Below are 19719 nucleotides of genomic sequence, written 5' to 3' on the forward strand. Positions count from 1 at the left end.
GTCGAGGCCTCTCGACAGGCCCGGCCTCCGTGCGGGTGTCAGGACTCCGCGGCCGCCCGCTCCTTGACCCGCTCCTTGAGCCGCGGCACGACGTTCTTGTAGACCGACGGGTTGATCGGCAGGAGCCACTGGATGGTCTGGGCGGTGGTGCTGATGTTCACGCCGGCCTCGTCGAGCGTCTCGTCGATCTGGTGCATCGAGAACGGGATGACGTTGGTGCCGCGGGCGTGCTTGCCGCCCGTGCGCTTCTCCATCCAGGCCACGCGCTCCGCGACGTGCTTGCGCCGCTCCTCGATCGGCGGCAGCTCGACGACGCCGGCCAGGTACGCGGCGATCCAGATGGCGCCGGCCTCGGCGGACAGCGGCGAGAACAGCGACGAGTTGTAGCCGGCGAAGGTCAGGTTCGGCACGCCCTCGGGCAGGATCTGGCGGTAGAGCTGGTAGTTGCCCTGGTCGTCCACCAGGCGGGCGGCGATGGCGTCGTCGAGGAACGGCACGCGCTGGTGGAACCCGGTACCGCAGACCACGAGCTCGGCGGGGATCCGGGCGCCGTCGCTCAGCACGGCCACAGGGTGGTCGTCCTCGACCTCGAACCGCTCGATCTCCGTGTCGCGGTGGACCTTGATGGTCCCGTCGGCGACCTGCTCGTAGAACCCGTCGGTGGACAGCGACACCGTGCTGTTGGCGATGTCGGCGAACTCGCCGTGCGGGACCAGCCCGAGCTTCTTGAGCTTGAACTGCCAGGTCGCGACGGATCCGATGCTCGAGAGCATGCTCGCGCGCACCTTGTCGCCGGGGCCGTGCAGGAACCGCTCCATGCCGTTGTCCAGCTCCTGGTAGCGGAACAGCGCCTCGCCGAGGCGGGACAGCAGCAGGTACTTCATGTTCAGGGTGCTGGCGATGCGCTTGGGCATCTTCCACAGCAGGCGCCGGGCGACGACGGTGGTGGACTTGGCCACCTGGCCGATCTCGGCGGCGACGTCGCACGCCGACTTGCCGTACCCGACCACCACCACGTGCTTGTCGCGGGCGTCGTCCAGCGTGTTGAGCTGGCTGGAGGCGACGAGCTTGCCGCCGGCGCGGACGAGGTCGGCGTACCCCTCGTACTGCGGGAAGACCGGGTCGGAGAAGATCCCGTTCGCGACCACCAAGTGGTCGAACCGCTCGGGCGCGGAGACCGGCGCGCCGATGCGCCGTGCGGTGATCATCCAGCCGTCCTCCGCGTCGGTCAGCTCCGCGCGGACGACCTCGGTGGCGAGCCGCAGGACGGGGCGCAGCTCGAACTTCGCGACGTAGCGCTCGAGGTAGGCCTGGACCTGCTCGCCGGTGGGCCACTCGGGGTAGTCCCGGGGCATCGGCAGGTCCGAGAAGGCGTAAGAGTCCTTGTTGTTCTGCGTTCGGAGGCCCGAGTACCGGCGGGTCGCGCTCCACACCCCGCCGACGTCCGGCGCCTTCTCGAAGACTGTGACGTCGTGCTCGAACTCGCGGAGGATCTTCGCGGTGGCCAGTCCTGCGAAACCGGCACCGACGACGGCGATCTTCAAGGGGCCCCTGCTCTCAGTAGATTTCCGGCATTTTTCACGAATGGTAGTCGCGCCGGACCCTGTGCGATAGGGGTCGATCGGGGCGAATGCCCAGGTCGGCTGACCTTTCGGAACAGGGGACGGTGACACGCCACTCGAATGTCAGTGGTTCAGTCCATGATTGTGTCTGTGAGCGAGACGACAGGCATCCCGGAACGTGAAGAAGCCACGAGCGACGAGGCCACCGCACAGCGGCGGTGGGCCGAGCTCGTGGCCGGGATCGAGGAGGACCGGCGGGCGTACTACGAGAACGACGCACCGAAGTCGTCGGACGCCGACTACGACATGCGGCTGCGTGAGCTGGAGGAGCTCGAGGCGGCACACCCCGCCCTCGTGACGCCGGAGTCACCGACGCAGAGCGTCGGCGGCACCGCGGTGGCGGGCTTCGTCACGGTGGAGCACATCGAACGCATGCTCTCGCTCGACAACGCGTTCAGCACCGACGAGCTGGCGGTGTGGGCGGAGAAGGTCAACCGTGACCTCGGTACGGACCGTCCGGGGCTGCTGTGCGAGGTCAAGATCGACGGCCTCGCGATCTCCCTCGTCTACGAGAAGGGGCGCCTGGTGCGCGGCGTCACGCGCGGCGACGGGCGAGTCGGCGAGGACGTGACCCGCAACGTGCTGCGGATCGCCGAGATTCCGCAGACCCTCACGGGCGAGGGGCACCCCGACGTCGTCGAGGTGCGCGGCGAGGTGTTCATCCCGGTCGCCACCTTCACGCGGCTCAACGAGCTGCAGGCCGAGCTGCGCGAGCGAGCCGTCGAGGACGCCCGCGAACGGTCCGGGCGGAACCCCGGCGGCAAGGAGTTCGACGTCGAACGGGCGCGCATCGCAGCGCTCCGCCGGTTCCCCCAGTTCGCCAACCCGCGGAACGCCGCGGCCGGTGGCCTGCGGCAGCTGCTGGAGAACAAGGACGGGCTCGAGCTGGAGGCGGGTCTCGCCCGGGTGGAGGGTCTGCGCATGTACGCGCACGGTGTGGGCGCGCTGCAGTGGCAGGAGGGCGAGCACGCGGAGCTGGAGCGGCAGTCCGACGCGTACACCCTGTTCGAGCAGTGGGGCATCCCGGTCTCCCCGCACAACCGGGTGGTCGACGGGCTGGACGGGGCGCTCGAGATGATCGAGTACTTCCGCGAGCACCGGCACGACATCGAGCACGAGCTCGACGGCATCGTCCTCAAGGTCGACGCCCTCGCGCGGCAGCGCCGGCTGGGTTCCACCAGCCGCGCGCCGCGCTGGGCCATCGCGTTCAAGTACCCGCCGGAGGAGGTCAACACGCGCCTGCTCGCCATCCAGGTCGGCGTGGGCCGTACCGGCAGGGCCACCCCGTACGCCGTGATGGAGCCGGTGAAGGTCGCGGGCTCCACGGTGCGTCAGGCGACGCTGCACAACCAGGACGTGGTGCGCGCCAAGGGCGTGCGTATCGGCGACGTCGTGGTGCTGCGCAAGGCAGGTGACGTCATCCCGGAGATCGTCGGGCCGGTGTCCGCCCTCGCCGACGACGGCTATCCGCGCGAAGACTTCGTCATGCCGGCGGAGTGCCCGGAGTGCGGCACGCCCCTGCGCCCCATGAAGGAGGGCGACGTCGACCTGCGCTGCCCGAACGCGGAGTCGTGCCCGGCTCAGGTGCGTGGGCGCGTCGAGCACATCGGTTCGCGCGGCGGCCTCGACATCGAGGTCCTCGGCGAGGTCACCGCCGCGGCGCTCACACAGCCGGACGTGCCGGAGACGCCGCCGCTGGTCACCGAGGCCCAGCTCTTCTCGCTCACGCTCGACCAGCTCCTGCCCATCGAGGCAGTGGTCCGCGATGCGGAGACCGGCCTGCCCAAGGTGGACGACGACGGCGTCGCGCGCCGGCGGACCCCGTTCCGGCGCAAGCTGTCGTACAGCAAGGCGCAGCGCGCCGCGGCCGAGGAGGCCGGCGAGACCCTGGACGAGTGGGCGCCGTCGGCCAGCGCGACCAAGCTCCTGGAGGAGCTGGAGCGCGCCAAGACGAAGGAGCTGTGGCGCAAGCTCGTCTCCCTGAACATCCGGCACGTCGGACCGGTGGCGGCGCGGGCGCTCGCGGGCTGGTTCGGTTCGGTGGACGCCATCGAGGCCGCGTCACAGGAGGAGCTGGCCGCCGTCGACGGCGTCGGCCCGGTGATCGCCGCCGAGATCAAGGCCTGGCTCGCGGTGGACTGGCACCAGGACATCCTGGCGGCCTGGCGTGCCGCGGGCGTGGAGCTCGCCACGCCGGGGCATCCCGGACCCGCTGCGATGGCGGAGGCCGACACCGGGCCTACCGGCCCGCTCGCCGGCCTGACCGTTGTGGTGACCGGATCGCTCGAGGATTTCACGCGCGACGGCGCCAAGGAGGCCATCATCGCCGCGGGCGGCAAGGCGTCCGGATCGGTCTCGAAGAAGACCGACTACGTGGTGCTGGGCGAGAACGCGGGGACGAAGGCGGCCAAGGCGGAGGCCCTGGAGATCCCGACCCTGGACGAGGACGGTTTCAAGAAGCTGCTGGAGGGCGGCCCGGAGGCGCTGTGATCCTCTCTGCTGCTTAGTGGCTGCTTCGCGGTAGTGCTTGGACTCAGGGTTACGGGAGCTCGTTGGTGATGCGCAGCAGGAAGCGGCGGGCATCCTCACCGGTGAGCGAGACCTTCTGTAGGTCGGCGAAGGTCTTGGTGTAGACCTCGGCCTCAGGTCCGGTGTAGCGGTGCTCGCGGCTGACGGTCTCGACGCAGACGAGGTCATCGAACATCTCGAACATGTGAGTCGGGACGTCGTCGGTAGCGCCGAACGGGAGCACGCCGAGCCGTACATTGGGCAGTCCGATCACGGACTGCAGGCGATCGATCTGGACGCGCATGACGTCGTTGGGGACCAGGCCCCAGCGCAACACGGGTTCCGCGAGAACGAACTCGAACCGGCGCGGCGTGTACAGGTACCGCTGACGCTCCATACGTGTCGCGACGGCGACCTCGACGTCCGGCACCGGCACCTCGTGCGCTCGTGAGGCCGCAGCCAGGATCGCACGGGCATAGTCCGGAGTCTGCAGCATGCCGGGCACGACAGTGGTGTGGAACTCACGCAGTAGGCTGGATCGCTCGACCAGCGTGTTGTATCCGGCCTGGACAGCGGCCTGCCCGTGCCTGGTTCGCTGCCGGTAGGTGCGCAGGTCCTCGCGCGCTTGGTCGAGCAGGCCGAGGAGCAGGGTTCGTTCGTCCGTGCTGGCACCGGTCGCGGTGACCCACGCGTTGATGTCCGACGGCGATGCGTTCTGCCGGGCCAGCTCCAGTCGAGAGACCTTCGATGCGGGCCACCCGAGTGCCTCGGCCAGTTCCTTGCCTGCCAGACCGGCGCCTACGCGCAGCGCACGCAGACGCCGGCCGAGGTTCTGCAGGTGATCGGGACCGGGCATGTCAGGAGCGTACGGCGCGCAATGCCAGCTCCCAATGTGCCCGGGCGCGTGCTAGAGACGCCTCATCGGTAACCAAGCGGATTCTTGTCAGCTCGCCAGCGGCGTCGAACTCCATGACGACCAGGCGCTTGTCGTCCAGGAGCCACCAGTCGTCATCACCAGCGGCGGGCAGAAGCCCGACCTCGGCAGCGCGATCGCGGGTTGTGTAGTGGATGACCTCACCTGCCTTGACGTTCCAGCGACCCACCCAGCGGGCGTAACGGTGGTAGTCCGAGGGTGGATCCTGCTGGACGCGCACTCGCTCCATCCTCCGGCCGGCGGCTGTCAGCGCGCTGACATAGGCGAGCCAGTCCACGAACGCCGGGTCCTCGGTAGGGTCGTCCGTGCGACCTGCCGTCCACACCTCGTAGTACTCGTCGAGATCCACCGCGTACACCGGCTGCTGCTCCAGCCGGAAAGCCGTCGAGTCGAAGCCTCGGAGCAGTTCGCCGAACTCCTTCTCGGTGATCTCCCGGCCGCTCAGAGGGCACCCCGCAGACGGTCGAGCACGTTGGACGGAACGAATACACCTTCCTCGTCCTCGGCCAGCTGGCGCAGGCTTGCCCGCGTAGCGTCATCGAGCTTGACGCCCTGGACGACATAGCCGCCCTCAGCCTTGTATAGCGCCGGGCAGTTGCCGGTCTTGCTGTTCTCGTCCTTCCACATGAACTCGATATCCATCGTTCCTCCATGGGTTGGCAGTGGGTGCGGAGACACCTTCCTGGGAAGTGTGGCACGCACCATCGAAGCCCGGCGCGCAATTGCTTCTGCAGGAGCAATTGCGCGCCGCTCGGGGCCGCGTGATGGGACGCTCATGCCTATGACGACCAAGACCGAGGCCGACCCCGCGACCGTTACCAGACCGACCGCTGTCGGCTACGTCAGCGCCGTCTCGGACGAGGACCACCGGCGACAGCGCCAGGTGTTGGCGGCTCATGCCGCGATCGCGGGCATGAGCCTGGCGCACGTCGTGGAGGACCCGCACGACTCGGTCACTCTCAGCGAGTTGTTGGAGGTCGCCGACCACTACGGTGCGGCTCGCATGCTTCTACCAGAGGGCTCACCCATGGCTGCACGGTATCGATCGCTGACCGACGTCCTGGCCCGAGTCGGCGCGGTCTGCGCCGTCGTGCCTGCCACCAGTTCTTCGACAGTCGAATGGCTGAGCGCATGAACATGATCGCGGTCCGGGCAGTACGGCCGGACGGCCGAAGGCGCTCGATGCCGCTCATGATCGCGCTCGATATCGATGGGACGCTGCTGCGCACCGGTGAGCCAGTGCCAGAGGTCACTGTGCGGGCCGTGCGGCGGGTGCGGGCGGCGGGTCACCATGTGGTTCTTGCTTCCGGTCGGTCGCTCGTGGGGGTGCTGCCGGTGGCCCGGCAGCTCGGGATCGTCCGGGGGTGGGTGGTCGCCTCGAACGGCGCGGTCACGGCGCGGCTAACCCCGGAGGCATCGGTCGGGTACGTGCTGGATCAGGTGCTGCGGTTCGACGTCGGGTCCGGTGGTCGATCTCGCACTGACGGCTCTGCCCGGGGTGCGGGCCGGTGTCGAGGAAACCGGGAGTGGCTACTGGGTGAACCACCTGTTCCCACCTGAGCAGGTCAATGGCGCGCAGCGCATCGTGGACCGGGACGCATTGAGACTGATGTCGTCCGCTCGGACGATCCTCCAGGGCAACGGTGTCCTGTCGGTTGTCGATCGACTGCGGGCGCTCCGCGTGACAGTCAATGCGGTCACCGACACGTGGCTCGACATCACGCCGGCCGGCCTGTCGAAGGCCACCGCCTTGGAGAGGGTCCGTGCCGGCCTCGGCGTCTCACCCGAGGACACGGTCGCCGTCGGTGACGGGATGAACGATGCCGAAGCACTGGCGTGGGCCGCCCACGCTGTTGCGATGGCGCACGCGCCGGACGCCCTCAAGGCGGTGGCCGATGAGGTTACCGGGACGATCGACGAGCATGGTGTGGCAAGCGCCCTGCATTCCTTGCTGGTGCGGCGGCCGTGAGCCCACCTACCGCCGCCCCGGCAGCCGCATCGTGAGCAGCTTCGCCTGCGGTGCGAGCCGGGCGGCGAGGGCGAAGACCCCGTTGGTGCGCTGCCGGTCGGGGTCGATCACCGAGAACAGGTTCACGCCCAGGTAGAACGTGATCGCGGCGTCCGCGACGTCGCGCGCGGGCAGGAGCTTGCCCAGCGGGGTCCCGCCGACGACCCGCTCCCACTGCTCGGCGACGAAGTCGATCCAGGGCTCTGCGCGCACGCTGATCTCCGCCCGCAACGCCGGCTTGGTGACGGCGGCCGCGACGAGCTCGCCGAACTGAGCGAGATACCCGCGCTCCAGGTCGGTGCGGTAGATGGTGGTCGCCGCCTCGACCAGCTCCTCGACCGTCCGAGCCTTCGCCGCCGTGGCGCGGTGCAGCGCCATACGTTCCTCGGTGGCGCGGTCGAGCGCTGCCAGGAGGAGCTGGTCGACACCCCCGAAGTGGTAGAAGACCAGCGCCGAGTTGGCCTCGGCCGCCGTCGCGATGGACCTGGCAGATGCCCCGGCATAACCCTGCTCGCGCAGCACCTGGTCCGCCGCGTCCAGCAGCCGTCTCCGTGTGTCCTCGGCCGTCCCACGCCCTGTCTGGGCCATCACCGTTCCTTCCGTCGTCGCTTGATCATATGCTTTAATCAACTGATTAAAGCGATCGATCAAATCGGCTGATCAAGTCGACCGATCACATCGACCCGGTCGAGCGACCACGACCCGTGCGGCTCGCCGGGCGACGACCACGGAGGACGCCGTGCACCAGCCCTTGAAGCAGCCCACGAACCAGCCGGCCACCAAGCCCACGAACCTGCCCAGGGAGATCGATCCCGACGCGGAACGACAGGGCCGCCGGGACCTGCGACCCGGTGCGGAGTGGGACGCCGACCCCGAGCCGCCGCGTGCCCCACGCCCTCCGCTGGCGCCCGAGGCGCGCCGCGCACGGCTCCTGCTGGCCGGGGTCGCCCTCGCCCTGTTCGCCGCCATGCTCGTGGCCAAGCTCCTCGACTCGGCGGGCGCGCAGCAGACCGCCCTGTTCTACGTGGGCATCCCGGCGGTCATCGCCCTCACCGTGATCCTCACCGCCCGGCCGAGGAGCGCCGTCGGTACTGCCCTGGCGACCACGACGGTGGGGCTGGCGCTCGCGGGCCCGCTCCTGAACGAGGGGATCGTGTGCCTGGTCGTCGCGGCGCCGCTGTTCTACGGCGTCGCGGCGCTCGTCGGCGGGATCGTCCAGAAGTCCCGCAGCCATCGGGGGCGTGCGATCGCGGCGGCGCCGCTGCTCCTCGTGCTCGTGGCCGAGGGGATCGGCGGGTTCAGCCTGCTGCCGCGTCAGGACGCCGGCGTCGCGACCGTCGTCGTGCGGGCGACGCCCGAGCAGGTGGCCGCCGCCCTGGCCGCCCCGCCCACCTACGGGGAGTTCGAGGCTCCGTTCCTGCGCGCCGTCCCGTTCCCCGAGCCGGTGTCCGCCACGGGGCACGGGCTCCGGGTGGGCGACGAGCGGCACGTGACCTTCACCCCGCGGCGCGGCCTGGGGATCAACGCGGGGACGACGCCGCGGGCGATGTCGCTGCGCGTCGCCCGGTCCCAGGTGTCCGACGACGGAGGTCACCTGCGGCTCGACGTCATCTCCGACACGACCCTTGCCCGCTGGATGGACCTGCACGCCGCTGACGTCACGTGGGAGGCGGCCGGCGCCGGCCGGACCCGGGTCACCTGGGCGCTGGAGTACACGCGCACGTTCGACCCCTCCTGGTACTTCGGCCCGATCCAGCACTACGCGTCAGGCCTGGCCGCCGAGTACCTGATCGAGACGTTCGCGGCCACGGCCCAGCGGGCGGACGCGTGACCGGCCCGCTCGACCCGGGCACGGCCGCGGTAGTCGTGCGGGGGGCGGCGGTGGCCGGGCCGCTGCTCATGGTCGTCGCCCTCTGCGTCCGGCGGACGCCGAGCTCGCGAGCCGTCGGTGCGGCCGTCACCGCGACGGCGTGGGCCGCGCTGCTGCTCCTGCCGCTGAACGTCGCGGCCTCCTCGTTCGGCTGGTGGACGTTCCACGCGACGGGCGCCGTCTGGTTCGGCGTGCCCGTGGACCTCTGGCTCGGCTGGTCGCTGCTCTGGGGAGCGGTACCCGCCCTGGTCCTGAGTCGGCTCCGTACCGGGCCGGGCAGGGGGGCCGGGGTTCTCGTGCTCCTGACCGCCGCCCTCGTCTGGCTCGACCTGGCGCTCATGCCGCTCGGCGAGCCGGTGGTCGTGCTCGGTGACGCCTGGCTGGCCGGCGAGGTGCTGGGGGTCGCGACGGCCCTGGTGCCTGCGCTGCTCCTGGCGCGCTGGACCCTGCGCCGGACGCACGTGGTGCTCCGGGCATGGGCACAGGCGGTCTGGGCCGGCGGACTGCTGCTCGCCCTGCCGGTGCTCGCCCTCTCGCCCGAGCCGCGCTGGCCCGCACCGCTCACGTCGATCGGTGTCCAGCTCACGCTGCTCGCCTGCCTGCCGGGCCTGGCCGCGATGCAGGAGCTCGCCGCCGTCGGGCACGGCACGCCGCTGCCGTACGACCCGCCGTCGCGTCTGGTCACCTCCGGGCCCTACGCGTACCTGCGCAACCCGATGCAGGCCACCGTCGCCGCCTCGTACGCGGTGCTCGCCCTGACCTTCGGCGAGCCCGCACTCCTCGTCGGCACCCTGGTCGCCGTCGGATACTCGGCCGGGCTGGGCGAATGGCACGAGGGAGAGCAGCTCAGGCAGGCGTTCGGGCCGTCGTACCAGGCGTACCGCGCCGCCGTGCGGCCGTGGCTGCCGCGGTGGCGTCCGGCGCCGGTGCTCCCGGCCGCCACGCTGTGGATCGCCGCCGACTGCGTGGAGTGCACCGGCGTCGCCCGCTGGTTCGCACGGCGCGGCCCGGTCAACCTCCAGCTCCGGCCGGCCGCCGAGCACCCGGAGGTCCTGTACCGCGTCACCTACGAGGCGCCCGCCGTACGCGCGCCCGCCGTACGTGCGCCCGCCGTACGCGCGCACGGCGTCGCCGCCGTCGCCCGCGCACTGACGCACGTACATCTCGGCTGGGCGCTCGCGGGCTGGGCGCTCGACCTCCCCGGAGTGCGCCACTTCGGACAGCTCGGCGCCGACGCGTTCGGGGCAGGGCCGCGCCCGTCCCGCCAGGCCGCCTGCGCGTCCGGAGCGGCGGTGCTGCCCCGGACGGTCGCGACGCCGGCCGCCGACCATCGAGCCATTAATGGTGATTGGGTGACAACTTCTGCTTGACTACCGGCAGAAGTCCCTCGTAGGTTCTAGCCCGCAGGGTCAACGCCGACCGAGGAGTACTGATGAGACAACGTGGAACCAGAATCCGCGCGAGACAGGCCGCCGCAGGCGCCACTGCCGCAGCACTGACAGCGGTGGTGCTGTCGGGAACCGTCCCCGCCGCGTCGGCGGCGGATGATCTGCCGCCGCAGGAACCCGGCGTCACCCTGCGGACCTACGACCTGGCGCGTGACCTGAGCGAGCTCTGCACGCTCCGTTCCGGCCAGACGCCGAACGTGGACCAGCTCAAGCCGACCATCGACTACTCGACGGAGGCCGACTTCGGCATGGGCGAGCGCTTCATCGCGCACGCGCTCGCGAACCTGTCGGTGCCGTCCGCCGGTAACTACGAGTTCCGGCTCACCAGCGACGACGGCTCGCGCCTCGTGATCGACGACGCCGAGGTGATCGACAACGACGGCCTGCACGGCGCGGAGTCGAAGGAGGGCACCGTCGCCCTCGAGGCAGGCTTCCACGACCTGCGCGTGGAGTACTTCGACAACACCAACGACAACATCCTGCGGCTCGAGTGGCGCCCACCGGGCACTACGGACTTCGTCGTCGTCCCGTCGTCGGTCCTGAGCACCGAGGCCGGCGTCGTGCGCGTGACCGCCCCGGGTACCAAGTACTGCGAGGGGCAGGACGACACGGCGGGCGACGGCATGCGCCTCGACTCCGTGTACCCCGGCTACAGCCTGACGGACCTGCGGCCCGAAGGCTTCGAGCCCATGGTCGCCGGCCTCGACTGGACCGACGACGACCGCCTCGCCGTGCTCACGACCGGCTCGGTCAGCCCCGGTGGCTGGGTCGAGAACCCGGAGCCGGGTGAGGTGTTCCTGCTCGACAACGTGACCGGCGAGACCTCGAAGGACCAGGTGACCTACGAGAAGGTCGCCACCGACCTGTTCAACCCGCTGGGCATCGCCGTGATCGACGACTCGATCTACGTCTCCGAGCGCGACAAGCTCACCGAGCTCACCGACCCCGACGGGGACGGCTTCTACGACGACCACCGCACGGTGGCCGAGTGGCCCTTCGGTGGCAACTTCCACGAGTTCGCCTTCGGCCTGCTGCACGACGACGACTACTTCTACGTCAACCTGTCGGTCGCCATCAACAACGGCGGCGCCACCACGGACCCGCAGCCGGCCCCGAACCGCGGCACGGCCATCCGGGTCGACCGCGAGACCGGCGAGATCGAGTACGTGGCGGGCGGCCTGCGCACGCCGAACGGCATGGTCAAGGGCCCGGACGGCGAGCTCTTCGTGATGGACAACCAGGGTGCCTGGCTGCCCAGCTCGAAGCTCGTGCACATCGAGCAGGGCAAGTTCTTCAACCACTTCACCAACCCCGCCGGGCCGTTCGACGACCAGCCCGTCTCCGCCCCGGCCCTCTGGGTGCCGCAGAACGAGATCGGCAACTCGCCGAGCGCCCCGGTGCAGCTCGAGGACGGCCCGTACGAGGGCCAGCTCGTGTTCGGCGACGTCACCTACGGCGGCCTCCAGCGCGGCTTCCTCGAGAAGGTCGAGGGCGAGTACCAGGGTGCTGTGTTCCGCCACTCGGCAGGGCTGGAGGCGGGCGTCAACCGCACCGTCGTCGGGCCCGACGGCGCCCTGTACGTCGGCGGCATCGGCGAGGGCGGCAACTGGAGCGAGCCGGGCAAGCTGCGCTACGGCCTGCAGAAGCTCACGCCCAACGGTGAGGACGCCTTCGACATGACCGAGATGCGGGTCACCAGGAAGGGCTTCGAGGTCGAGTACACCCAGCCGCTCTCCGCGGAGACGGTGGCGAAGATCGCCGAGGACCCCAACGCGGCGTTCCGGATGGACCACTGGCGCTACGTGCCGACCCGCAGCTACGGCGGGCCGAAGGTCGACGAGCGGCCGCTGTTCGTCGCGGGCGCCAAGGTCTCGCGCGACCGCACGAAGGTGACGCTCACCGTGGACGGCCTCGAGCCGGGACGCGTGGTGCACCTGCGCAGCCCGCGCCCGTTCGCGGACGCCGAGGGCCGCGAGCTGTGGAACACCGAGGCCTGGTACACGCTCAACGCGATCCCCGGCTACAAGGCTCCGGCCGAGCAGGGGTACCTGGAGGCGGAGGAGGCCTCGCTGCGCGGCAGCGCGAACGTGGCCACCGAGCACAGCGGCTACTCCGGCACCGGCTTCACCGCCGGGTTCGGTCAGGTGGGCGCCTCGGCGACCTTCACGGCCGACGTCCGCCGCGGTGGCAGCCAGCCCGTGAGCCTGCGGTACTCGAACGGGCCCAACCCGTTCCAGGGCACCAAGACGGTGTCGGTGCTCGTCAACGGGCAGGAGGTCGAGCCGTGGGCGCTCGAGTCGACAGGCGACTGGAAGACCTGGGCGACCGCGACGCGCGACCTGCCGCTGCGCAAGGGTGTCAACACCATCACGCTGCGCTACGACGCCGATGACGACGGCAACGTCAACCTCGACGTCCTCACGGTCGGCGGTGTCCAGGACATCTGCCGTCCCGAGAAGTACGAGCGTGGCTACCGCGCCCTGTTCGACGGCACCATGACGTCCCTCGACGGATGGCGTCTGGCGGGTGCCGGCTCGTTCGGCCGTCAGGCCGACTGCTCGATCCGGAGCACCGGCGGCATGGGTCTGCTCTGGCACACGGGCCAGGAGCTGGGGGCGTACAGCCTCAAGCTGGACTGGAAGCTCGTGAAGGACGACAACGGCGGCATCTTCGTCGGCTTCCCGAACCCGGGGAACGACCCGTGGGTCGCCGTCAACCAGGGTTACGAGATCCAGGTGGACGCGAGCGACGAGCCCGACCGCACGACCGGGTCGATCTACACCTTCCAGGGTGCGGACCCGGACGCGGTGGAGCGGGCGCTGAAGCCCGTCGGCTCGTGGAACTCCTACGAGATCCGCGTGGCGGGGCAGAACATCAAGGTCCTGCTCAACGGGGTGCTGGTGAACGACTTCGACAGCACCGACCCCGCGCGCGACCTCGCTCAGGGGTACGTGGGCCTCCAGAACCACGGCGGCGGGGAGACGATCTACTACCGCGACGTCCGGGTGAAGGACCTGGGCAACGCGAGCTGATCGAACATGACCGTGCCCCTGATCCGGCGTACCAGGTACGTCCGGGTCAGGGGCACGGGTCTGTCGAGCGGGCGTGAGCGGGCGCTCACGCCACCAGGCGGTCCACCGCCTCCGACGAGAGGGCCTGGTCCACCGCCATGGCGCTCGCGCCCAGGACGCCGGCCTGCGGCCCGGTTCGCGCGGTGACGATGCGCAGGTGCTGCGTCGCCAGGGGCAGGGACCGCTGGTAGACGACCTCGCGGATGCCGGCCACTATGTGCTCGCCGGCGTCGGCCAGGATGCCGCCGATGACGATCATCGACGGGTTGAGCAGGCTGACGCTCGTGGCGAGCACCGCACCGATCTCCCGGCCCGCCTGGCGCACCGCCTGGCTCGCGGCGACGTCACCGGACCGCACCATGGCCACGACGTCCGCGGGCGTCGTGGCGCCCGCCAGCTTGTTGGCGACCGCCAGACCGCTCGCGATCGCCTCGAGGCAGCCGATGTTGCCGCACCGGCAGACGACGTCGGTCACGCCGGGCACCGCGACGTGCCCGATGTCGCCGGCCGAACCCTGGGCACCGCGCCGCAGGGCGCCGTCGGCGATGATGCCGGCGCCGATACCCGTCGCGACCTTCACGAACAGCAGGTCGTCGACGCCGGGCCAGGCCACGCGGTGCTCGCCGAGGGCCATGATGTTCACGTCGTTGTCCACGAGCACCGGTGCGTGGAACCGCGCGCCGAGGATGCCGGGGACGTCGGCGTTGTCCCAGCCGGGCATGATCGGCGGGTTGTTCGGCTTGCCTGTCGCGTGCTCGACCGGCCCGGGCAGGCCGACGCCGACCCCGGCGAGCTCGCCGGGGGAGCGGCCGGCCTCCTGCAGCAGCTCGGCGCCCGTCCGCGCGACCTGGTCGAGCACCGGCTCCGGCCCGTCGGTGATCAGCAGGGGCAGGTCGCGGTGTGCGAGCACCGTGGAGGCGAGGTCCGTCACGGCGAGGCGCGCGTGCGTCGCGCCGAGGTCCACGCCGAGCACCACCCGGGCGGACGGCGCGAACGCGAAGGTCGCCGGCGGGCGGCCACCGGTGGACGTCGCCTCACCCGCGGGAGCGATGAGCCCCGCCGTCATGAGCAGGTCGATGCGTGCCGCGACGGTCGAGCGGGCCTGGCCCGTCACCGCCGCGAGATCGGCTCGCGTGCGCGGCCGTCCGTCGCGCAAGAGCTGGAACATGTCGCCCGCTCCAGAGACCTTGGGCGCCTGCTGAATCACTTCCCGTGCCACTTCCACCATGCCTCTAGTCAATCATGGCGGGCGAAGTCACGACTTTTGCTTGACGGTCGGCAGAAGTCCCTCTACGTTCGATACATGGTCGACGTGGACCCCCAACGGGCAGAGCAAAGGGACAAGCAGCCCCTCCCTTTGCTGCGTATGCGTGGCATCGTGAAGCAGTTTCCCGGCGCACGGGCGCTCGACGGCGTGGATCTCGAGGTCCGCCCCGGCGAGGTGCACTGCCTGCTGGGTCAGAACGGGGCGGGAAAGTCCACCCTGATCAAGGTCCTGGCCGGGGCGCACCAGCCCACCGAGGGCGAGATCCTGCTCGACGAGGAACCGGTGACGATCTCGGACCCGGTCGCGGCACTCAACCTCGGCATCGCGACGATCTACCAGGAGCTGGACGTCGTCGACGGGCTCACGGTCGCCGAGAACATCTACCTCGGGCACGAGCTCGCACGGGGCGGCGTGACGCGCCGGTCCGAGGCGGCCCGGAACACCCGGGAGATCCTGAAGCGGCTGGGCCACCCGGAGATCTCGCCCCACCGCGAGGTGGGCAGCCTCCCCGCGGCGGGCAAGCAGATCGTCTCGCTGGCCCGGGCGCTGTCGCGGGACGCGCGCGTGGTCATCATGGACGAGCCGTCCGCCGTGCTGGACTCCGAGGAGGTCGAGAACCTCCACCGCATCGTGCGTGAGCTCACCGCCGACGGCGTCGCCGTCGTCTACATCTCGCACCGGCTGGAGGAGATCCGCCAGCTCGGCGACCGGATCACCGTGATCAAGGACGGCCGGACCGTTGCGACGAGCCTGCCGGTCGCGGACACCCCGACGGGCGAGCTGATCCGTCTCATGACGGGCCGCTCGGTCGAGTATGCCTTTCCCGAGCGGCCGGGTGTCCCGGAGGACGCCGCGCCGGTCCTCGAGGTCAGCGACCTCGGGCTCGGCGACGTCTTCTCCGACGTGTCGCTGACCGTCCGGGCGGGCGAGATCGTCGGCCTGGCCGGCCTCGTGGGCTCGGGCCGTTCGGAGATCCTCGAGACGATCTACGGAGCCCGGCGGGCGACGTCGGGCACGGTCCAGGTGGGCGGCAAGCGCCTGCGCGGCCGGGTCGACGCCGCGGTCGCCGCCGGGATCGGGCTGTGCCCGGAGGAGCGCAAGAGCCAGGGCCTGCTCCTCGACGAGCCCGTGTACCGGAACATCACGCTGTCCACCTTCGCGCGCTTCGCGCGTGGTGGACTCCTCGACGAGGGGGCCGAGCGCGCCGCGGCGCGCGAGCAGATCGAGGCCCTCGAGCTGCGGCCCGCCTCGGCGGACCGCGACGCCCGCACCCTGTCCGGCGGCAACCAGCAGAAGGCGCTGCTGGCACGCTGGCTGGTGCACGGCTGCCGGGTCCTGCTGCTCGACGAGCCCACTCGCGGCGTCGACGTCGGGGCGCGCGCCGAGATCTACACGTTGATCCGCCGCCTGGCCGACGACGGCGCCGCCGTGATCGTCGTCTCCAGCGAGATCCCCGAGGTGCTCGGCCTCGCGGACCGCGTACTGGTCATCTCCGACGGCAGGACGGTCCACGAGGGCCCGGCCGAAGACATCGACGAGCACGCCGTGCTCGACCTGGTCATGGAAGGAAGTGCCGCGTGAGCGGACGATCGGCCCTCATGGGCCCAGCCCTGCGGATGGGCGGCCTCGTGGCCGCCCTCATCCTGCTCGTCGTCGTCGGGGTGGTGACCGGTGGCGAACGGTTCCTGAGCTTCGGCAACATCACCACGATCCTGAGCCTCGCTGCGGTGACCGGCGTGGTGAGCATCGGCATGACGTTCGTCATCACGTCCGGTGGCATCGACCTGTCGGTCGGTGCGGTGCTCGCCCTGGCCTCGGTCTGGGCCTCGACCCTGTCCACCCAGTACCTGGCGCAGGACTACGGCTGGTGGATCATCGTGCTGACCGCGCTGGCCGTCGGGCTCGTGGCGGGCCTCATCAACGGCCTGATCATCGCGTACGGCAAGGTGCCCGCGTTCATGGCGACCCTCGCGATGCTGGCCGCCGCGCGCGGTCTTGCCGAGCTCATCGCCGGGCGGCGCACGCAGATCATCAAGGACGTGGACCCGTTCTTCGACGTGTTCCAGGCCCGGCCGCTGGGCGTGCCCGTGATCGTGTGGATCTTCGTGGTCGTCGCGGCCGTCGGCTGGTTCCTGCTGAACCGCACGACGTTCGGGCGGCGCACCGTCGCCATCGGCGGCAACCCCGAGGCGTCCCGCCTGGCGGGCATCAAGATCAAGCGGCACACCCTGTACCTGTACGGGCTCGCCGGCCTGACGGCGGGCATCGGCGCCGTGATCCTGCTGGCCAGGACCACCTCCGGCTCCTCGACGCACGGAACGCTGCTGGAGCTGGACACCATCGCGGCGGTCGTCGTGGGCGGCACCCTGCTCGCCGGCGGGCGCGGCACCATCACGGGCACCGTGCTGGGCGTCCTCATCTTCTCGACGCTCACCAACGTGTTCGTCATCAACAACCTCGACAGCTCGGTCCAGGCGATCGCCAAGGGCGCGATCATCGTGGGCGCCGTGCTGCTGCAGCAGTGGTTCGCCTCGCGCGAGAAGGCGACGAGCACATGAGCCCGGCGCCACCTGGTGGCGCACCCCTTCCAGGTTTCGTTCCAGTCAACCCAGACAATCTCGACCCCAGATCAAGGGAGATCACCATGACCTCGTCAACGGCAGTACGCACGCGCAGGGTTTCCGGCGCCTTCATCGCAGCGGCCTGTGCCGCGCTCGTCGTCAGCGGCTGCGTCAGCAACGAGCCCCGTGACGAGGAGACCGCCGCTACCGGCCCCGTCACGACCACGGAGAACGACGAGCCGGGCGACGAGGTCGTCATCGGCTTCTCCGCCCCGGCCGCCGACCACGGCTGGATGGGTGCCATCACCTCGGCGGCCCAGGCCGAGGCCGAGAAGTACGAGGACGTGGAGCTGCGCGTCGCCGAGGGCACCAACGACGTGAACGTCCAGATCAGCCAGATCGAGGGCTTCATCAACGACGGCGTCGACGCCATCGTGCTCCTGCCGTTCGACGGCGCCGCCCTCACCGACGTGGCGCTCGACGCCATGGAGGCCGGCATCCCCGTCATCAACGTGGACCGCGAGTTCAGCAGCCCGTTCGCCGCGCGCACCACCGTGCTGGGCGACAACTACGGCATGGGCGTGAGCGCGGGCACCTACATCTGCGAGCAGCTGGGCGACAACAAGGACGCGGTGGTCGCCGAGATTGCGGGCATCGACGCCCTGCCGCTGACGACGGACCGGAGCAACGGCTTCAAGGACGCGCTCGAGGACTGCGGGCTCGACGTCGACGCCCGCGTCGCCGCCGACTTCACGGTCGAGGGCGGCGAGGAGGCGACCGCCAACCTGCTGTCCGCGGAGCCCGAGATCGACGCCATCTGGAACCACGACGACGACCAGGGTGTCGGCGTCATGGCGGCCATCGAGAACGCCGGCCGTGACGAGTTCTTCCTGGTGGGCGGCGCAGGGTCGCGCAACATGATGGAGGAGATCCAGTCCGGCGACAGCGTGGTCCAGGCCACGGTCATCTACCCGTCCACCCAGGCCGCGGACGGCGTCAAGCTCGCCCGCCTGATCGCGCAGAACAAGACGGTGGGCGACCTCGCGTCCATCGGCGTGCCGCGCACGGTCCAGCTCTTCGCGCCCGTCGTCACGGCGGACAACGTCGAGGAGTACCTGCCCATCGGCTTCGACTCCTGACGCGGTGACGCTGAGGGACGACGCCCGCCGAGGCGTCCTGGACGGCAGTGAGACGACAGTGGGGGGAGGCGCGGTATGAGCAGCGTTGAGAACGAGCTCGGGGTCGGCATGGTCGGCTACGCGTTCATGGGGGCGGCACACTCGCAGGCCTGGCGCACGGCGCCGCGGTTCTTCGACCTGGCCCTGGCACCGCGCATGCGCGCGGTGGCGGGCCGGAACGAGACCGCGGTCCGTGCGGCGGCCGACCGGCTGGGCTGGGACGAGGCGGTCGTCGGGTGGCGCGAGCTGCTGAAGCGGGACGACATCGGCCTGGTCGACGTCTGCACGCCGGGTGACACGCACGCCGAGATCGCGATTGCGGCGCTCGAGGCGGGCAAGCACGTCCTGTGCGAGAAGCCGCTGGCCAACAGCGTGGCCGAGGCGGAGACGATGGTCGCCGCGGCCGAGGCCGCGGCGGAGCGTGGCGTGCACGCGATGGTGGGCTTCACCTACCGCCGCGTACCCGCCATCGCCCTGGCGAGGCAGCTCGTCGAGCAGGGGCGGATCGGCCAGGTGCGGCACGTGCGCGCGCAGTACCTGCAGGACTGGATCGCCGACCCGCAGGCGCCGATGTCGTGGCGGCTTGACAAGCAGAAGGCGGGCTCCGGCGCGCTGGGCGACATCGGCGCCCACGTGATCGACCTCGCGCAGTACGTGACGGGCGAGCTGCTCACGGGGGTGAGCGGCCTGCTCGAGACCTTCGTGCACGAACGGCCGGAGGCAGCGGCGTCGGGGAGCCTGTCGGGCGTCGCCGACACGAGCCGCATGGGCAAGGTCACGGTGGACGACGCCGCGATCTTCCTCGGGCGGATGTCCGGCGGCGGGCTGGCGACCTTCGAGGCGACCAGGTTCGCCTGGGGTCGCAAGAACGCGATCCGGCTGGAGATCAACGGCTCGAAGGGTTCGCTCGCGTTCGACTTCGAGGACATGAACCTCCTGCACTTCTTCGACGCGGCCGACGACACGGCGACCGCCGGCTTCCGCCGGATCGTCGTCACGGAGCCGGAGCACCCGTACGGCGGCGCCTGGTGGCCGCCGGGACACGGGCTCGGTTACGAGCACGCGTTCACGCATCAGGTGGTCGACCTCGTCGGCGACCTGGCGGCAGGGCGGCAGCCGACGCCGTCGTTCCGCGACGGACTGGTGGTCCAGCGGGTGCTGGACGCGGTCGAGCGCAGCGCGGACGGCGGCGGAGGGTGGGTGTCGCTGGTCTGAGCTCCCGGCCCGGGGCGGTGCACGGCACCGCTCCGGG

Annotated in this window: 17 protein-coding genes; 11 read left to right on the forward strand and 6 right to left on the reverse strand. The window is 70.7% G+C overall.

Annotated elements, in window-relative coordinates; translation table 11 throughout:
* Positions 1-38: 38 nt before the first annotated feature.
* Complete coding sequence (locus ACFWE2_RS10905) at positions 39-1544, reverse strand: flavin-containing monooxygenase (protein WP_377224244.1); 1506 nt, start codon at positions 1542-1544, stop codon at positions 39-41.
* 156 nt (positions 1545-1700) lie between these two features.
* On the opposite strand from ACFWE2_RS10905, the gene ligA reads away from it, so the two are divergent.
* Entirely contained in the window at positions 1701-4112 is a 2412-nt protein-coding gene (ligA, locus tag ACFWE2_RS10910; RefSeq protein WP_377224245.1) for an NAD-dependent DNA ligase LigA, read from the forward strand.
* Positions 4113-4161: 49 nt separating this feature from the next.
* On the opposite strand, the gene ACFWE2_RS10915 is transcribed toward ligA, so the two are convergent.
* Genes ACFWE2_RS10915 through ACFWE2_RS10925 form a run of 3 tightly spaced genes read right to left on the reverse strand, consistent with a single transcriptional unit; the run spans position 4162 to position 5706 of the window.
* The gene (locus tag ACFWE2_RS10915; protein ID WP_377224246.1) at positions 4162-4986 is read right to left on the reverse strand and encodes a helix-turn-helix domain-containing protein; all 825 of its coding nucleotides are present in this window, start codon (positions 4984-4986) and stop codon (positions 4162-4164) included.
* A gap of 1 nt (position 4987) precedes the next feature.
* Entirely contained in the window at positions 4988-5551 is a 564-nt protein-coding gene (locus ACFWE2_RS10920; RefSeq protein WP_377224261.1) for a DUF6879 family protein, read from the reverse strand.
* On the reverse strand, positions 5506-5706 hold the full coding sequence (locus ACFWE2_RS10925; RefSeq protein ID WP_377224247.1) for a hypothetical protein: 201 nt from the start codon (positions 5704-5706) through the stop codon (positions 5506-5508). The genes ACFWE2_RS10920 and ACFWE2_RS10925 overlap by 46 nt, the downstream gene beginning before the upstream one ends.
* A 139-nt stretch (positions 5707-5845) precedes the next feature.
* Here ACFWE2_RS10925 and ACFWE2_RS10930 point away from each other — a divergent pair, with 139 nt between their 5' ends.
* Genes ACFWE2_RS10930 through ACFWE2_RS10940 form a run of 3 tightly spaced genes read left to right on the forward strand, consistent with a single transcriptional unit; the run spans position 5846 to position 7033 of the window.
* Positions 5846-6199: a hypothetical protein gene (locus tag ACFWE2_RS10930; protein WP_377224248.1), complete on the forward strand. Its 354-nt coding sequence runs from the start codon at positions 5846-5848 to the stop codon at positions 6197-6199.
* Positions 6200-6255: 56 nt separating this feature from the next.
* Positions 6256-6624 (forward strand): HAD family hydrolase, encoded by a 369-nt coding sequence (locus tag ACFWE2_RS10935; protein WP_377224262.1) that lies wholly within the window; start codon positions 6256-6258, stop codon positions 6622-6624.
* A complete protein-coding gene (locus tag ACFWE2_RS10940; RefSeq protein ID WP_377224249.1) occupies positions 6530-7033 on the forward strand; it encodes an HAD family hydrolase in 504 nt (167 codons plus the stop codon). Before ACFWE2_RS10935 ends, ACFWE2_RS10940 begins: the two co-directional genes overlap by 95 nt.
* Positions 7034-7039: 6 nt before the next feature.
* Here the strand turns inward: ACFWE2_RS10940 and ACFWE2_RS10945 are convergent, their stop codons facing one another.
* Positions 7040-7660 (reverse strand): TetR/AcrR family transcriptional regulator, encoded by a 621-nt coding sequence (locus tag ACFWE2_RS10945; RefSeq protein WP_377224250.1) that lies wholly within the window; start codon positions 7658-7660, stop codon positions 7040-7042.
* Positions 7661-7811: 151 nt separating this feature from the next.
* Here ACFWE2_RS10945 and ACFWE2_RS10950 point away from each other — a divergent pair, with 151 nt between their 5' ends.
* From ACFWE2_RS10950 to ACFWE2_RS10960, 3 genes are all read left to right on the forward strand, one after another.
* Positions 7812-8903: an SRPBCC family protein gene (locus ACFWE2_RS10950; RefSeq protein WP_377224251.1), complete on the forward strand. Its 1092-nt coding sequence runs from the start codon at positions 7812-7814 to the stop codon at positions 8901-8903.
* Positions 8900-10312: a methyltransferase gene (locus ACFWE2_RS10955; RefSeq protein ID WP_377224252.1), complete on the forward strand. Its 1413-nt coding sequence runs from the start codon at positions 8900-8902 to the stop codon at positions 10310-10312. Before ACFWE2_RS10950 ends, ACFWE2_RS10955 begins: the two co-directional genes overlap by 4 nt.
* Positions 10313-10374: 62 nt before the next feature.
* Complete coding sequence (locus tag ACFWE2_RS10960) at positions 10375-13422, forward strand: family 16 glycoside hydrolase (protein ID WP_377224253.1); 3048 nt, start codon at positions 10375-10377, stop codon at positions 13420-13422.
* Positions 13423-13507: 85 nt separating this feature from the next.
* On the opposite strand, the gene ACFWE2_RS10965 is transcribed toward ACFWE2_RS10960, so the two are convergent.
* A complete protein-coding gene (locus ACFWE2_RS10965; protein ID WP_377224254.1) occupies positions 13508-14629 on the reverse strand; it encodes an ROK family protein in 1122 nt (373 codons plus the stop codon).
* 207 nt (positions 14630-14836) lie between these two features.
* On the opposite strand from ACFWE2_RS10965, the gene ACFWE2_RS10970 reads away from it, so the two are divergent.
* The 4 genes from ACFWE2_RS10970 to ACFWE2_RS10985 all read left to right on the forward strand — a co-directional run bounded on the left by ACFWE2_RS10970 (position 14837) and on the right by ACFWE2_RS10985 (position 19682).
* The gene (locus ACFWE2_RS10970) at positions 14837-16309 is read left to right on the forward strand and encodes a sugar ABC transporter ATP-binding protein (RefSeq protein WP_377224263.1); all 1473 of its coding nucleotides are present in this window, start codon (positions 14837-14839) and stop codon (positions 16307-16309) included.
* A gap of 17 nt (positions 16310-16326) precedes the next feature.
* Entirely contained in the window at positions 16327-17286 is a 960-nt protein-coding gene (locus ACFWE2_RS10975) for an ABC transporter permease (RefSeq protein WP_377224264.1), read from the forward strand.
* Positions 17287-17372: 86 nt separating this feature from the next.
* Positions 17373-18428, forward strand: coding sequence for a substrate-binding domain-containing protein (locus ACFWE2_RS10980; protein WP_377224255.1), 1056 nt, complete (start codon positions 17373-17375; stop codon positions 18426-18428).
* A gap of 75 nt (positions 18429-18503) precedes the next feature.
* Positions 18504-19682 carry a Gfo/Idh/MocA family protein gene (locus ACFWE2_RS10985; RefSeq protein WP_377224256.1) on the forward strand — a complete coding sequence of 393 codons (1179 nt, stop codon included), beginning with the start codon at positions 18504-18506 and terminating at the stop codon, positions 19680-19682.
* Positions 19683-19719: the final 37 nt, after the last annotated feature.

This window comes from Promicromonospora sp. NPDC060271, from assembly GCF_042726755.1.
GTDB lineage: Bacteria > Actinomycetota > Actinomycetes > Actinomycetales > Cellulomonadaceae > Promicromonospora.

Bases quoted from the DNA above. Each gene is read 5' to 3' on its own strand.
- ACFWE2_RS10915 (WP_377224246.1), bottom strand. From the start codon at position 4,986: ATGCCCGGTCCCGATCACCTGCAGAACCTCGGCCGGCGTCTGCGTGCG.
- ACFWE2_RS10925 (WP_377224247.1), bottom strand. From the start codon at position 5,706: ATGGATATCGAGTTCATGTGGAAGGACGAGAACAGCAAGACCGGCAAC.
- ligA (WP_377224245.1), top strand. From the start codon at position 1,701: ATGATTGTGTCTGTGAGCGAGACGACAGGCATCCCGGAACGTGAAGAA.
- ACFWE2_RS10930 (WP_377224248.1), top strand. From the start codon at position 5,846: ATGACGACCAAGACCGAGGCCGACCCCGCGACCGTTACCAGACCGACC.
- ACFWE2_RS10965 (WP_377224254.1), bottom strand. From the start codon at position 14,629: ATGTTCCAGCTCTTGCGCGACGGACGGCCGCGCACGCGAGCCGATCTC.
- ACFWE2_RS10935 (WP_377224262.1), top strand. From the start codon at position 6,256: ATGATCGCGCTCGATATCGATGGGACGCTGCTGCGCACCGGTGAGCCA.
- ACFWE2_RS10985 (WP_377224256.1), top strand. From the start codon at position 18,504: ATGAGCAGCGTTGAGAACGAGCTCGGGGTCGGCATGGTCGGCTACGCG.
- ACFWE2_RS10945 (WP_377224250.1), bottom strand. From the start codon at position 7,660: ATGGCCCAGACAGGGCGTGGGACGGCCGAGGACACACGGAGACGGCTG.
- ACFWE2_RS10980 (WP_377224255.1), top strand. From the start codon at position 17,373: ATGACCTCGTCAACGGCAGTACGCACGCGCAGGGTTTCCGGCGCCTTC.
- ACFWE2_RS10975 (WP_377224264.1), top strand. From the start codon at position 16,327: ATGGGCCCAGCCCTGCGGATGGGCGGCCTCGTGGCCGCCCTCATCCTG.
- ACFWE2_RS10960 (WP_377224253.1), top strand. From the start codon at position 10,375: ATGAGACAACGTGGAACCAGAATCCGCGCGAGACAGGCCGCCGCAGGC.